Origin of the sequence: Paenibacillus glycanilyticus, assembly GCF_030161375.1 — a bacterium.
In the GTDB taxonomy this organism is placed as follows: domain Bacteria; phylum Bacillota; class Bacilli; order Paenibacillales; family Paenibacillaceae; genus Pristimantibacillus; species Pristimantibacillus glycanilyticus_B.
The window spans coordinates 1-14,011 of sequence record NZ_BSSQ01000008.1 but is presented as its reverse complement, the minus strand read 5'-3'; the positions used below and the strand labels follow the sequence as shown (position 1 = coordinate 14,011).

Sequence of the window (14,011 nt, the reverse complement as noted above, 5' to 3'; positions counted from 1 at the left end):
AAAGTATATACCATGGATCAACTGCCCTTGCCAATGGACTTGCAATGGCTTTCCCATCGCGTTATCCGATTGTAATTTTGCCTTCCGGATACCGATATAGCTCTTTGGACTGATGGGGGACTAAAGTATAGGCCAGCGTAAGTGGTCCCATCCTTCCGATAAACATGACGAGTATGATCATAAGCTTCCCGAAATCGGACAGATTGGGGGTTAGTCCCATGGACAAGCCTGTGGTCCCGAAAGCTGATGTCACCTCGAACATCACGGTTAAGAAATCAGTCTTTTCCGTAGCGGACAAAATCATCGTAAACAAGACGATGGTAGCAATTGAAACGGCCGTAATCGTTAACGCTTTATGGACGCGGTCCTTCGCTAACCGGCGTTTGAAGAAAACGACGTCCTCTTTGCCGCGGATCATGGCGATAACGGCTCCGATCAGAATGGCAAACGTCGTTACTTTGATGCCGCCTCCCGCGGAGCCGGGGGAAGCCCCGATAAACATCAGTATAATGAGCAAAAATTGGCTGGCATTGCGCATTTCGGCAATATTCAGCGTATTGGCCCCGCCCGAACGGGGCGAGATCGATTGGAACAAAGAGCTGTACAGCTTGCCAGGCAAGCTTAGCGGTTCAAGCGTGTTTGTGAATTCAAAAATAAATAAGAGAACCGCACCGCCAAGAAACAGAAGCCCGGAAGTGCTGAGCACGACTTTGGAATGAAGCGACAGCTTGCGGATTTTTGGGAAATCAATGATTTCAGCCAATACGATAAAGCCGATGCCTCCAAGAAAAATAAGCAGCATCAGCACGATGTTAATGACAGGATCCTCCACATGATTGGTAAAGCTGTTAAAGGGTCCGTGCAACGGGCCCATAATATCAAGGCCGGCATTCGTAAACAACGAGACGCTATGAAAGACACCGTAATAGAGGGCTTGGTCAAAAGGCATAACGGCGGACCACCGGATGGCAAGAAGAAGCGCGCCCGCCAGTTCAATCGTAAACGCATAGATGAGCACTCGCCGGATAAAACGGACAATGCCTTCGAGTGAAGTATGGCTCATGGACTCCTGCAGCCAAAGCCGTTCGCGGAGCGATATCTTTTTTCTGAAGGCTAGCGCAAATAAGGTTGCCATCGTCATGAAGCCTAGGCCGCCTACCTGCATGAGCATCAATATAACGGTTTCCCCGAAGACGGAATAATGCGTTCCTGTGTCCACGACAACAAGTCCCGTTACGCATGCCGCCGTAGTGGCCGTAAAGAAGGCGTCTATAAACGGTGTACGGATCCCGTCTTCCGTTGCGTATGGCAATGATAACAAGATAGAACCAATAAGAATAATGACGATAAAACCTGCCGTTAAAATTTGAGGAGGACTAATTGGCGACAAAAAATATTTTTTCAAGCCTAACCTATCACCTTTCATGATGGCTGGTAACAGCCGAATTCTAAGTTCTTCAAATTATCTGGTATAATTAGTATAAATGCAACGGTACAGGAGGACATAACATCATGAAATCCAGATATATCGCGAGTTTATCGCTAGCCATTATGTTGATCGGTTTTATTGTCACGAGATGGTGGCTGCCGGACAATTGGTGGATCAGGCTGCTCGAGAGCGGCTTTGAGGCGGGCCTCGTCGGCGGGATTGCCGACTGGTTTGCGGTTACGGCTTTATTCCGCCATCCGTTTGGGATTCCGATCCCGCACACCTCTTTGCTTCTTAAGAATAGGGATAAAATCGTAAATTCGCTTATTTCGGCGATGGAAAACGAGCTTTTGAACAAGGAGAGCATCAGTAAAAAGCTGAAGGAGCTGAAGTTGTTCAAAGGAATTGCATCAGCAGCAACGGGGCTGATCGGCAAACGCAAACTTCGGGTAAGCGTACTCCGTTTCGCCCAGTCTTCACTCGAGCAGATTCCGCTCGAGAAACTTAGCGTCAAAATTCAAGAGCTTGCCGCAGGTTATGTCCGCAAGCAAGATATCGTGCCCATCGTAGATAAGCTGACGGATAAGTTCGCCCACGAAGGCTGGGATGAGAAAGCGCTGGATTTTGTGCTCGAGCAAGGTAGAGAATGGGTGAAGAAACGGGAGACCGAGCAATTCTTCGGCAGATTGGCGCATAGCAAGATGGAAGAGCTGCAAGTTGGCGGTTTTATGGGCTTTGCGGTCCAGGCGTTTGTTGGATTTATGAGCCCGGAGAAGCTTGGTCCAATCATTCAAGGCATGCTCCTCTCCAGCATCAAGGAACTTCATACGCCTGGCAACCCTCACCGGCAGAAGCTGCTGGAAGAGCTTAGAAGGCATGCGTTGGCGTTGTCTGCGAATGAGGAGTTGATGGGCAGGCTGAAAGCCGGCTTGCAATCGGGCGTAGAGAGCGTCGGGGTAGAGCGGTTTATTCATCTTCGTCTGGAAGAACTGCGCCAATTGCTGCTCGACAAGCTCGAAGAGGAAGCATTAAGCGGAGGGCGCATCCTTGTTAGAGGTTTCCGCTTCTTAATCGAGCAGGCGAAGAGCAGAGAAGAGCTCGTTCACCGGTGGGAGCAGTCTATCTTGTCCTATATGGTTGATTGGATTGAAAAGAACCATTACCGGATCGGCATGCTTGTCCGCGATAACGTCAACCAAATGGACGATCAGGCGCTTGTTCAAATGCTGGAGCAAAAGATTGGCAAGGACCTGCAGTGGATCCGCGTAAATGGCGCGGTATGCGGCTTTATTGTAGGCGTGATTCTATTTTTCTTCTAGAACATGTCCGCTGGAGAAGGAGTACTCGTATTGCACATTAACAACCTTACTAAATCAAAATTTGACGATCCAAACGCTTTATTGTTCAGGGGAGTTACGGCGAAGCTTCAGCCGGCAGACAGAATTGCGCTGATTGGAGGCTCGGGGACCGGCAAAAGCACGCTGCTTCGAATTCTTTCGCTGTTAGAGTCGTTTGAGGAAGGAACCATTGCGTTGGAGGACCGCTCAAGCACGGAGTGGAAGCCGCATAGCTGGCGCAGGAAGGTCTCTTATGTCGCTCAGAAGCCGATCATGCGCAGCGGCACGGTTGGGTTTAATCTTCGCACGGTCAGTCAGCTGCATAACCTTCCATTCGACGAGGAATTGGCGAGAAAATATATGGCGGCGGTTGGTCTGGGGCAGACGGATTGGAATAAACAAGCCGGGGATCTGTCCGGCGGCGAACAACAGCGGCTTGCTCTTGTCCGCTCGCTTCTGCTTCAACCGGACATTCTGCTGCTTGACGAGATTACGTCCTCCCTTGACCCCGGCAGCAAACAAGCGGTAGAGAGCCTGCTTCTGGAATGGGTAACGGGCCAAAGCGATCCTTCCGCCCGGGCATACGTCTGGATTACGCATGATCTGGAACAGGCCCGTATAATTAGCAATCAAATCTGGTTCATGGCTGATGGAGGTTTGCTTGAGCAAGCGGAGACAGGAGCTTTTTTTGCGAAGCCGGCAACCGAACAAGCCAGACGGTTTATTCAGGGGCTGAAGGAGGGGGCAAAGAGCGATGAGTAATTTAGCTTTGATCTGCACCTTATGTTTTGTTGCCGTCGCCGCTGTCATCTCCATGCGTCAAAAGCTTGGCCTGGAAAAAGAAATCCTAATCGGCACCTTGCGGGCGGCCGTGCAGCTGCTGTTTATCGGTTATGTCCTTCATTTCGTATTTGAGACAAGCCATCCGGCATTTATCGTGACCATTATCCTTTGCATGATCCTCGTTGCGGCTTGGAACGCGGGAGCCAAAGCCAAACACGTCCGGGGCATCCGCAGCCGGATTGCCCTTACCCTTGCCTGTACGGAAGGATTAACGATGGCTATACTGCTTGGCCTAGGCATTATAAACCCGACTCCGCAATATATTATTCCGGTCAGCGGCATCATTATCGGCAGCTCGATGATCGTATGCGGGTTGCTGTTAAATCACATGAAACGCGAGATGGAAACGGCCAGAGGCGAAATGGAAATGCTGCTTGCGTTAGGAGCTACGGAAAAGCAAGCCATTCATGACCCGTTGCGCCGCTCCGTAAGGGCAAGCATGATTCCGACGATAGACGGCATGAAGACGGTGGGATTGGTGCAGCTTCCCGGCATGATGACGGGGATGATCGTTGCGGGAGCGGATCCGGTCGAAGCCGTCCGCTATCAGATTCTCATCATGTTTGTGCTCGCTTCATCCGCAGCCATGACCGCTATGGTGCTTAGTTTGATCAGCTATAAGTTATGGTTTACGAAGGATGCCCGGCTGCTGCCATTGCAAGCTTCCGATTGATAGGCAATTGCTTTCTATTAATGAAGAGGTATTCGCATTCTTGAATAGAGCAGAATGCGAATACCCGGTTTATCAATGGGAGGGATATAGCCAGGACACCCAGAACGCCAAACAAACCAAGGTGAAAATAACCGTGGGCGGAATAACGACAAACGTAAGTTTCATATAGTCTTTCCAACTAAGCTTTACTTTGTACTGCTTAAGAATATGCAGCCATAAGAGGGATGCTAACGTACCGATCGGAAGGAGCAGCGAGCCGATATCGCTTCCGACAACACTTGCAAGATAGGCGATTTTGAGCGTCAACGGATCCAGGTCCATATGGGTTAAAGTCAAGGTTCCGACCATTAGAGCCGGGTGGTTGTTAAAAAGCGTCGACAAAATCGAGATCAGGCCGCCCATTAACAAGCTGGCATTCAAGTGGTCACCGGATACCAGAGGTTGGAAGACGTCAATAAGCAGGTTGGTCAATCCGATGTTGTTAAGACCGTAGATGATGACGTACATGCCAAAAGCAAAAACGAGAATGTGCCATGGGATTTTGCGGATGACGTCCTTGGGCGGCATCTTCAAGTAAATCCAGCGCCAAGCCAGCAATATCAAAGATCCGGCGACGGCAATCCATTCAATCGGGATATGGAAATAAGATCCTGCAAATAAGCTTAACCGCACGATGAACACAAACAATAAAATGTTGGTCATAAAACGGTTGCTATATTTGCGGTTCGAGTGTTCATCGGAAGAATGGCGCAAAGGATGGCTTGTCACGGGATGACGCGGAATGGTGAAGGTTAGCGGTATTTTTTTTGGCAGCTCGCGGTAAAAGTAAAGAAACATCAAAGTAACCAGGAACAGTAGGCCAAGGGTTGCCGGCACAAACATCATCATGGTGCTCGTGTACAAATCCATATGGACGATCTTAAGGGCGATCAGGTTAACGATATTGCTTACCCCGATCGGGGCGCTGGATGCGGTAGCGACCAAGGCTCCCGATAATAAATACGGGAGTTTCTGGCGGTTTTTCAGTCCAAGATGCTGCAGCAGGATTAAGAGAATTGGCGTAGTTATTAGGATGCTTCCATCATTATTAAAGAACATAGTCATGAGAAAACATAGGAGATTGACATACCAGAACAACCGTACCCCAGAGCCACGTGCCCGTATAGCTAGTCCTTCGGCGACCCAAATAAAGAAGCCAAAGCTTTCAAGCACGATGGCCATAACGATCGTTGCCATTATCGTTATTGCAGCTCCGCTAACCGTCGTAGCGATTTGAACGAGATCCGGGAAGGATACCGCTCCGCATAAAAAAACGATGGCCGCTCCAACCGTCGCAGGGATAGCCTCATTAAGGCCTCTTGGTCTCCAGAGGATCAGCAGCAAAGTAAAAGCGAATGAAATTAACGTGATTGAAACCGCAGCGGAATTTATCATTGTCATCACCTCATTTCAATCTGAATGTTATGCGGTTTCGTCCTCCTTCCATCATGATTCTCTACCACAACTATCACTAGTAGATATTGATGCTATATTCATATGAGCCTTATTGTCGGGACGTACTAGTCAGATGATTCTATTAATCGAGAATTCCGCTATTCATAGATTTCATTAGCCTATATTAAAGTTTTGTTATTCATTTGTAATTTGCGAACGTTTGTTCTATAATAGGGAAGATCTCGTAGCCCAACAAATAAAAAAAAGCCTGTCCTTTCCGGAATGGAAAGACAAGCTTTCTTGACAAGTATTGTATTATTCGGAAGAGACAACAGCCTGCTCTATCTGGATCCAATCCTGCGACCATCTTTGAATTTCCCTCACCACGGGCTCTAATGCGCGCCCTTTTTCCGTTAAGGAATATTCGATGCGAACTGGAATTTCCGGATAAACCACGCGAGTGACGATCCCTTCATTCTCCAAATCTTTGAAACGTTCGGATAACAGCCTGCCGCTAATCGGAAGCGCGGCTTGAACGGCGCAGAAACGCTGCGGTCCGGCTAACAGCTGATATATAATCAAGCCGATCCAACGTTTTCCAATGAGATCCATCCCTTTCTGCAGGCGCGGACAAAGGTCAGATTGCTCCATAACGATCACCTCAGATTGATTTCCACTCCATTATAGACACAATATCAAATGAATACAAGCAAACTTTTGTAGTGCTTGTAACTTGACGTCACTTGTTTATGAATTTATAATTAGTTACTAATAGTAACGAAGGTTAGCCGATTTTTCTCCGCTTTTTCCCGTCTGGGCGAATGGCGGAGGGACCAGCTGCCTGTTGCGCTCTTGCTTCATTCTCAATATACTGGTATTCACTGCAAGAATTTGGTCAATTATTCGTGGTTTATTATTCAGCTAAAAGAAGGTGCGGTAAATGAGTAATCAACATATCTTATCGATATTAAAAAATAAAATAAAAACGATCGACAACGGTGATCATGCGATCCATGTTGTTGGTCCTGTCAAGCTGCCAGTTGAATTGGACGGCGAGACCGTCACATTCCAGTGGTACAGCTGGCTGCGCCGCGACAAGGCGAAGGCTGAATCGGTGGAAGAGCTGATCGAGGAACTTAACCGCGTTCATTATGCGGATTTCCAACAATCCAGCGTGTTAGTCTATGGGGACTTCGAGCATGAGGAAGAAGTGCTGATCCGCATGCACAGCATCTGCCATACCGGCGATATCTTCGGCAGCCAACGCTGCGATTGCGGCTTCCAGCTGAAGCAATCCATGCGAATGATTATGGCAAACGGAGCAGGCGCATTGTTCTATTTGGCGAATCATGAAGGCCGCGGTATCGGTTTGTTCAGCAAAGCAATGGCGTACTTGTTGCAAGAAGAAGGCCTTGATACGGTGGATGCAAACCTAGAGCTTGGTTTTGAAGAGGATGCCCGCGATTATAGCGAAGCCATTGACGTTCTCAAGTTGCTTCGCCAGGCTCCGGTATCCATTATTACAAACAACCCTCGCAAAGTAGAAGCGTTGCGCGGAGCGGGGATGAACATTGTTGCCCGCGTGCCGTTATGGGGCGAAGCTTCCGTTCATAACGAGAAATATTTATCGACCAAAGTCGTCCGTTCCGGCCATTTCGAGCGGGAACTAGCAGTCAAATAAGGAACAGGCCGATCAAACGGCGCCTCCCATTTAGCTAATGATTTGGGGCCGTTTGCTACCGGCCTGTTTTTTTTTTTGCTTTTGGACCGAAACCAATCGATATGTCCCGTCGTCTAATGGATATGCTCAATCTGGCATACACTATATGGAACGGAAGGTTGGGTGCATATGAATTCTCGTCTAAAACAATCCTTATATATATTGCTGACGGTAAGCATCGCCATCGGATTGATGGGATGCGGCAAAGCAGAATCTGATAGCCAGGCTGCTAAGAAGGAACTTGCGAAAGTGGAACCGGCAGCTGATGCGGTTAAGCAGGATCAGGATGATCTTATTAATAAGTTCAATACGGTAGTCCATACGGCCAAGGAAGCCTCCGACATTGTATCCTTCCTGAACGAGAACTTGAACAAAGCGGGACAGAATAACGCAGATCGGATGGTCAGGGAGCTTTATGACTTTTATAACAAGGATGTGCAAATCGCCCAGAAAGCTTTTATGAGCGCGGATGTACAAAACGTGCTGACGGATATGGACTGGCCGATAACTTCAGCTAATGCGGGATCCATTCCCGATAATGCGGTCAGACAGCTTGTCGTGACCAAATTGTCCGGCGGCTACAAGCTTGTATGGGTAGAAGGCACCATCTATCCCATCGTGGATTACAGCATGCAGCATAAATACAGCTCGTATTTGTCGAGACCGCTGAACAGTTACATAGCTCTAAAGGCAGCTGAATCGGAAGAACCGGCGGCAAGAGATGCCGGACTTGTCATCACATGGGACGAATTGGCTAGCCGGGCGATCATGACGGAAGCTTTTCTTAAGGAATATCCGGATTCGCCTGATTATACGGAAGTGAAAAATCTTTTTTTGGACAATTATTTGCGCATGTTCATCAACGGTCTGGCGAATAGTCCGATATTTGATATGAAGACGCTAAAGATTGTACCGGAAGTGAAATCCAGCTACTTAAAAACCTATAGTCAAAGCCCGAATACGATAACGGGCATAATGGCAAAGCATTTCCTGGCGATCCTGGACAAGACTGATGATGTTGGGCTGCTCCGGGGACCCGGCGGAACAAAACTGCTGCAAGAGGTAGACCAATTCCAGAAAAACTACCGGCGCGAGGCCGTAACGCTGTTCACGGGCGAGTAAGGAGAGCATCCAAAAATCGACAAAATTATTTTGCGTTCCGCATCTATTTCAAGTATGATTGGATGTAACATATCGAACCGAGAAGGAGAAGGACATGAACACGAAAACTAGCCATTGTAAAATTGTAGACTGTACGGTTCGCGACGGCGGACTTGTGAACAACTGGGACTTCAGCGTTGAATTCGTTCAACATCTCTATAAAACATTGAACGAAGCCGGCGTAGATTATATGGAAATCGGCTACAAAAACTCCCCTAAGCTGCTGAAAGGCGCTGAATCGGCTGGCCCTTGGCGCTTCCTGGATGACAACTTCCTGAAGCAAGTCATTCCAAACAAAGGCAACACGAAGCTGTCCGCCCTTGTCGATATCGGGCGTGTAGACGAGAATGACATTTTGCCGCGCAGCGAAAGCCTTCTTGACCTGATCCGCGTTGCCTGCTACATCCAGGACGTGGACAAGGCTCTTGAGCTGGTTCAACTGTTCCATGACCGCGGTTATGAAACAACGCTTAACATCATGGCGCTCTCCAACGTAATGGAGAATCAACTGATTGACGCGTTTGAACTGATCAAGGAAAGCGTAGTTGACGTTGTCTACATCGTAGACTCGTACGGCAGCCTGAAGCCGAATGACTACAGCTACCTGATTGAGAAATTCCAACATTACCTGCCTAACAAACGTCTGGGCATTCATACGCATAACAATATGCAGCTTGCATTCGCGAATACGCTGATTGCTGCGGAGAAAGGCGTTGAGCTCCTTGATGCTTCCGTATACGGCATGGGCCGCGCCGCGGGCAACTGTAACACGGAACTCTTGGTTGCCAACCTTCAAAACGCGAAATACAATGTACGCCCGGTTCTCGACATGATCGAGAAATATATGATTCCGCTTCGCGAGAAGGAAGAATGGGGCTACATCATTCCTTACATGATCACTGGCATGTTGGACGAGCATCCGCGTTCGGCCATGGCGCTGCGTGATTCCGAGGACAAAGACAAATGCGTTGACTTCTACGATCGTTTGACGACTCCTGAGGTTGCGCATAGCAAATAAGATGAGGGCTGCCGTTAAGGCAGCCTTTTTTATGGTAAGGGCATGCTCAGGACGGTCATGTATCTCCTTCCGGCTGCTGTTGCCAATCTGAATATTGAATTTACTCGTTAACGAGTATTCAGATTGGCAAAGGCAGACGCTACGCTCCTCCAGGAGATACATGACCTCTCTTCGCACCATAACCATAAAGACAAGGCTGACCTTAAAGGTCAGAGCCCCCTCATTTGCTATTTAGGGGGCGGTTGGTGGTGCCAGCTGATTCTGGCACCTTGGTGTGTAAAAGGCAAAGGCAAAGCAAAGGCAAACACAAGAGCGAAGGCAAGGACAAAGAGCGAGGGCAAGCTGTAATTTGTCAAACGTAATGGTGCGCCAGAGACCAGTAATTTAGCTGCAGTGGATTTCATCTAAGTGGATCGCTTATTCGGGCACGTACAAGCTCAATAATGAAATCCAACTTGGACAGCATTGAGCACAATTGGGCAAAGCCTAAGAAAAACGTTAGTTTGGCTACGTTGCACGTAGTGCAGTATATTTCCCTTAATTAGGCCAAAGAGCAAATTATCCTGCACGGAATGCAGGATATGAGTTGGATTGGAACCCTTTTGGGCATTTTTTGACTTATATCCTGCATTTTGTGCAGGATATCTCTAGTTAGTGGACTCATACGCCTAAATATGCTGCATTTCGTGCAACGTAACTAAACAGGCGTCGGGACTTTGGTGAGCGCCAATATCAACATTTAGGTTTAACATAGCCAAAGCATAAAAGAGGCTGTCCCATAGTCATTTTCATGACTTATGGGACAGCCTTTGTTGGTTATAGCGTTTTTTTCATGGTAACGTGGGGGATACCCTCTTCCAAGAAGATATCGGAGACGGTATGGTAACCGAGTTTCGCATAGAACGGTTCGGCGTGAGTCTGGCCGTTCAGCTTGGCTACCTGCAGTCCTTCTTCGCGGGCAATGGATTCGAGCGCTTCGACAACCGCGCGGCCAAGGCCGTATTTGCGATGGGATTCCAGGACGCAGATGCGTTGCAGCTTGGCAGCGCCATCAACCTCTCTAAGACGCCCCGTTGCAGCAGGCTCTCCGTTATATAGCACAAGAACATGGTTTGCTGTTTCGTCAAATTCATCGTATTCGTTCTCCGCAGGTACGCCTTGCTCGTCTACAAATACTTTTTTGCGGATCTCGAAAGCTGCTTTCAAATCTTCTTCATTGGTAATTCTTCTTGAGGTAATTGCCATGTTGTTATTCTTCTCCTTCCTATGTATAAGGGGCTTTACGTTTGGCGCAGCTCTCCGTCGCCTCGGATGGCAGCTGCCTGGTGAGGCTCGTTTGGGTGCAAATAAGCCGTACCGTTAAACGTTCGGCCATCCGTGGCGGTTGCATATAACTCGACCCGGATATCCTCGCTTTGTCCAAACCACTGTAGCATTTCCAGATCTTTCACTCCGTTTACGTCCACGTACCATAACCTTGAGCCGTAATCCGACACCAGTACAAGCTCGGCTGTATCGAACGGAATCTCCTTCATCTGCTGCCGGTACACAATCTCAATATCTTTTAATTGAATCGTCTCCATGATTGCAGCCCTCCATGACTGGCATAGAACGGCTTGTTCGCCGAGTTGCCTGCTATTGATTGTAATGTTGATTGCCGGGTAATGCAACAATCCCAGAATCCTTAACGTCTGACTATTTAGAAAATAAAGGGGGTTGTGGAAAATGCTAATAGACCAAATGAGAAGCAAGCTGACGTCCATGATCATTTTGTTGTTTGTTGCCGTGCTGGTCATGGGAGGATGTTCTTCTTCAACCGGCAACAATGCGGCTAACGAGGATGCAAGCAAGAATAGCGGCACGGCATCCAGCGCAGAATCCACGACAGACAAAAAAATGAGCAACGAAGACGATCGGTCAAGAGAACCGGAGGCTCCAGTCCGGGAAGAGGTGCGGCGCCAGGGGAGGACGGATGCGCCAATTCAGGCGGGTCAGCTTACCGCCGGAGAATGGGATGATCTGGCCGCATGGGAGAAGTTTAATAATCTGTTGAACAGCTATGAAGGCAGCCAAAGCTCGAATACATGGGGGTTTCAGTTGTTCAACCGTTTGGAAGTTGTCGTGACCTCGGATGGCAAGGCGGTGTCCGATGCCGCAGTCAAGCTGATTGGCGAGCAGGAGACGGTGTGGGAAGGCCGGACCAATGCGGAAGGAAGAGCATATTTATTTACCGGTTTATTTACTGAAGATCAGCAGTCTAATCGCCAAACGCGGTATACCGTTGAAGTGATGGCCGATCAGCAGAAAAAACGGGTATCTCAGATTGAAGTGCCGGGACAAGGCGTATTAAAGGTTGATCTCGACGACGAGATCGAAGATTCCAATCAGGTTGATGTGATGTTCGTCATGGATACAACGGGCTCGATGCAAGACGAGATGGATTATTTGGAAGCAGAGCTGAAGGATGTGATCGAGCGGGTAGGCGATCAGCATGCGAATCAGTTGGATATCCAAGTAAGCACGAATTTTTACCGGGATGTTCATGATGACTATGTCGTGAAGTCGAATCCTTTTACAACTAATATCGATCAGGCGGTTCAGCTCATTGCGATGCAAAAAGCGCAAGGCGGCGGCGATTATCCGGAGGCGGTCGAGCAGGCGCTTAGGGATGCGGTCAGTAATCATAAATGGAGTGAACATGCGCGGGCAAGACTGATGTTCCTCGTGCTGGACGCTCCTCCACATCAGGAGCCGCAAATTTTGCAAGAGATGCATAGCGTAATTGCCGAAGCCGCGAAGGCAGGCATACGCATTATTCCGGTTGCCTCCAGCGGTATTGACGTGGATACCGAATACCTGCTTCGTTTTGCAGCCGTAGCCACCGGAGGAACGTATCTGTTCTTGACCGACGACAGCGGGATTGGCAGTGATCATCTGGAGCCAGCGGCAGGCGAATACGAAACGAAGCTACTTAATGATTTGCTGGTTGAAGTCATTAACCGTTATGTGCAATAGGTAGGGCGCAATGTTGCAGGAGGTAGGGGCTGCCTGGCTTGGCAGCCTCTTTTTGATGTGGCAGGCGGTGGTGAATGTATTCTACAATAAGGAAAAACAGCGGATGCTAAAGGTGCGGATCGAATGGGTGTTCAAGTAACGCCGCTTGGCGACAGGGCGCTTGTTATTCGCCAGGATGATGTGGAAGGCGCCGATGGGTGGAGGCTGATGGCCGATCTTGCATGGACGCTTCAGCAGGTAGCCGAGGCGTGGATCGTGGATGTTGTGCCGGCTTATGAAACGGTAACGGTCCTGTATGAACCGGCATTCCTGTGGCGGGAGATCGAAAATGGAAAGGAAGCTGACCGTCTGCTTCCTTATGAACTGGCAGAACGTAAGCTCAGAATACATATCGAGAATAGAAGTGCGGTAGGGAAACGGGCGGCAGCGGCACGCAGGTTTGAGCTTCCCGTTTATTACGGCGGGTCGTACGGACCGGATTTGGAGGAAGCAGCAACACGTTCGGGTCTATCCGTAGAGCAATTCATCAAGGAGCATTCCAGCGTGGAATACACGGTGGCGATGATTGGGTTCATGCCGGGGTTTCCTTATTTAAGCGGACTGCCGGAGGTGCTGGAGCAACCTCGCAAATCGGCTCCCCGGGCCGTCGTGCCCGCGGGATCCGTTGGGATTGCCGGGAAGCAGACCGGGATTTACCCTATTGCGACACCCGGAGGCTGGCAGATTATCGGGTATTCGCCAGCCGTGTTGTTTGACAAGGAGCGAAGCGAGCCCGTGCTGCTCCGGGCCGGCGACCGCGTTAGATTTATTCCGATTGGCGGAGGTGAAGGTCTCTTATGACGGAACGGATGGTTAAAGGGGGAGCCTCGATGGCGAACAACGCGGTACATGGCTTAAAAGTGATTAAAGCGGGTCTGTTAACAACGATTCAGGATTTGGGCAGAGCGGGTTACCGGTCGTCCGGGATTACGACGGGAGGCGCGATGGACCGTTACGCGCTGCGGCTCGCCAATCTGCTAGTTGGCAATGAGCAGGGGGAAGCCGGACTTGAGATCACGCTTGTTGGTCCTGAGCTCGCGGTTGAAGCTGATCTTCTCATCGCGGTATGCGGCGCTTATTTGGAGCCCACGATCGATGGCGAAGAGCTGCCGATGTGGCGGCCGGTTTGGGTTCCGCGCGGCGCGGTGATCCGGTTTGGCCGTGCGGTTAGCGGCTGCCGCGCTTACTTGGCGGCAGCCGGAGGTTTCGGCGTGCCGAGCGAACTCGGCAGCCGCAGCACGGATGTGCGCGCCGCGCTGGGCGGGGTTGCCGGGCGGCGCCTTGCCGCCGGCGACGCCCTGCCCTGCGGCGCAGGGCAGGGCTCGGCTGCCCCGTCCCGGTG

The 14,011-nt window shown here is 49.7% G+C and carries 13 protein-coding genes and 1 pseudogene; 9 read left to right on the top strand and 5 right to left on the bottom strand.

Annotated features, from left to right (window positions below; all coding sequences use genetic code 11):
* Positions 1-61: 61 nt before the first annotated feature.
* Positions 62-1,426 carry a TrkH family potassium uptake protein gene (locus QQK89_RS09540; protein WP_284238312.1) on the bottom strand — a complete coding sequence of 455 codons (1,365 nt, stop codon included), beginning with the start codon at positions 1,424-1,426 and terminating at the stop codon, positions 62-64.
* 86 nt (positions 1,427-1,512) lie between these two features.
* Here QQK89_RS09540 and QQK89_RS09535 point away from each other — a divergent pair, with 86 nt between their 5' ends.
* Genes QQK89_RS09535 through QQK89_RS09525 form a run of 3 tightly spaced genes read left to right on the top strand, consistent with a single transcriptional unit; the run spans position 1,513 to position 4,282 of the window.
* On the top strand, positions 1,513-2,748 hold the full coding sequence (locus QQK89_RS09535) for a DUF445 domain-containing protein (protein ID WP_284238311.1): 1,236 nt from the start codon (positions 1,513-1,515) through the stop codon (positions 2,746-2,748).
* Positions 2,749-2,778: 30 nt separating this feature from the next.
* Entirely contained in the window at positions 2,779-3,528 is a 750-nt protein-coding gene (locus tag QQK89_RS09530) for an ABC transporter ATP-binding protein (protein ID WP_284238310.1), read from the top strand.
* Positions 3,521-4,282, top strand: coding sequence for an ABC transporter permease (locus tag QQK89_RS09525; protein WP_284238309.1), 762 nt, complete (start codon positions 3,521-3,523; stop codon positions 4,280-4,282). The genes QQK89_RS09530 and QQK89_RS09525 overlap by 8 nt, the downstream gene beginning before the upstream one ends.
* A 72-nt stretch (positions 4,283-4,354) precedes the next feature.
* On the opposite strand, the gene QQK89_RS09520 is transcribed toward QQK89_RS09525, so the two are convergent.
* Positions 4,355-5,716 (bottom strand): arsenic transporter, encoded by a 1,362-nt coding sequence (locus QQK89_RS09520; protein WP_284238308.1) that lies wholly within the window; start codon positions 5,714-5,716, stop codon positions 4,355-4,357.
* Positions 5,717-6,031: 315 nt separating this feature from the next.
* Positions 6,032-6,367 carry a winged helix-turn-helix transcriptional regulator gene (locus QQK89_RS09515; protein ID WP_284238307.1) on the bottom strand — a complete coding sequence of 112 codons (336 nt, stop codon included), beginning with the start codon at positions 6,365-6,367 and terminating at the stop codon, positions 6,032-6,034.
* 289 nt (positions 6,368-6,656) lie between these two features.
* Here QQK89_RS09515 and QQK89_RS09510 point away from each other — a divergent pair, with 289 nt between their 5' ends.
* The 3 genes from QQK89_RS09510 (at position 6,657) to QQK89_RS09500 (ending at position 9,615) form a co-directional block, all read left to right on the top strand.
* Positions 6,657-7,397 carry a GTP cyclohydrolase II gene (locus QQK89_RS09510; protein ID WP_284238306.1) on the top strand — a complete coding sequence of 247 codons (741 nt, stop codon included), beginning with the start codon at positions 6,657-6,659 and terminating at the stop codon, positions 7,395-7,397.
* A gap of 168 nt (positions 7,398-7,565) precedes the next feature.
* Positions 7,566-8,558, top strand: a complete 993-nt coding sequence (locus QQK89_RS09505) for a hypothetical protein (RefSeq protein ID WP_284238305.1) — start codon at positions 7,566-7,568, stop codon at positions 8,556-8,558.
* A gap of 94 nt (positions 8,559-8,652) precedes the next feature.
* Entirely contained in the window at positions 8,653-9,615 is a 963-nt protein-coding gene (locus QQK89_RS09500) for an aldolase catalytic domain-containing protein (protein WP_284238304.1), read from the top strand.
* Between the two features lie 816 nt (positions 9,616-10,431).
* Here QQK89_RS09500 and QQK89_RS09495 read toward each other — a convergent pair.
* Both QQK89_RS09495 and QQK89_RS09490 read right to left on the bottom strand, forming a co-directional pair.
* Complete coding sequence (locus tag QQK89_RS09495) at positions 10,432-10,854, bottom strand: GNAT family N-acetyltransferase (protein WP_284238506.1); 423 nt, start codon at positions 10,852-10,854, stop codon at positions 10,432-10,434.
* Between the two features lie 41 nt (positions 10,855-10,895).
* On the bottom strand, positions 10,896-11,198 hold the full coding sequence (locus QQK89_RS09490; protein WP_284238303.1) for a hypothetical protein: 303 nt from the start codon (positions 11,196-11,198) through the stop codon (positions 10,896-10,898).
* Positions 11,199-11,340: 142 nt separating this feature from the next.
* On the opposite strand from QQK89_RS09490, the gene QQK89_RS09485 reads away from it, so the two are divergent.
* The 3 genes and pseudogenes from QQK89_RS09485 to QQK89_RS09475 all read left to right on the top strand — a co-directional run.
* Complete coding sequence (locus tag QQK89_RS09485; RefSeq protein WP_284238302.1) at positions 11,341-12,630, top strand: VWA domain-containing protein; 1,290 nt, start codon at positions 11,341-11,343, stop codon at positions 12,628-12,630.
* Between the two features lie 123 nt (positions 12,631-12,753).
* On the top strand, positions 12,754-13,470 hold the full coding sequence (pxpB, locus tag QQK89_RS09480) for a 5-oxoprolinase subunit PxpB (RefSeq protein WP_284238301.1): 717 nt from the start codon (positions 12,754-12,756) through the stop codon (positions 13,468-13,470).
* Positions 13,467-14,011 (top strand): annotated as a pseudogene (locus QQK89_RS09475) (biotin-dependent carboxyltransferase family protein); the annotation flags it as partial. The gene pxpB and the pseudogene QQK89_RS09475, both read left to right, overlap by 4 nt.

Coding starts and splice junctions, on each gene's coding strand:
- QQK89_RS09540 (WP_284238312.1), bottom strand. CDS start 1,426: ATGAAAGGTGATAGGTTAGGCTTGAAAAAATATTTTTTGTCGCCAATT.
- QQK89_RS09535 (WP_284238311.1), top strand. CDS start 1,513: ATGAAATCCAGATATATCGCGAGTTTATCGCTAGCCATTATGTTGATC.
- QQK89_RS09525 (WP_284238309.1), top strand. CDS start 3,521: ATGAGTAATTTAGCTTTGATCTGCACCTTATGTTTTGTTGCCGTCGCC.
- QQK89_RS09520 (WP_284238308.1), bottom strand. CDS start 5,716: ATGATAAATTCCGCTGCGGTTTCAATCACGTTAATTTCATTCGCTTTT.
- QQK89_RS09515 (WP_284238307.1), bottom strand. CDS start 6,367: ATGGAGCAATCTGACCTTTGTCCGCGCCTGCAGAAAGGGATGGATCTC.
- QQK89_RS09510 (WP_284238306.1), top strand. CDS start 6,657: ATGAGTAATCAACATATCTTATCGATATTAAAAAATAAAATAAAAACG.
- QQK89_RS09505 (WP_284238305.1), top strand. CDS start 7,566: ATGAATTCTCGTCTAAAACAATCCTTATATATATTGCTGACGGTAAGC.
- QQK89_RS09500 (WP_284238304.1), top strand. CDS start 8,653: ATGAACACGAAAACTAGCCATTGTAAAATTGTAGACTGTACGGTTCGC.
- QQK89_RS09490 (WP_284238303.1), bottom strand. CDS start 11,198: ATGGAGACGATTCAATTAAAAGATATTGAGATTGTGTACCGGCAGCAG.
- QQK89_RS09485 (WP_284238302.1), top strand. CDS start 11,341: ATGCTAATAGACCAAATGAGAAGCAAGCTGACGTCCATGATCATTTTG.
- pxpB (WP_284238301.1), top strand. CDS start 12,754: ATGGGTGTTCAAGTAACGCCGCTTGGCGACAGGGCGCTTGTTATTCGC.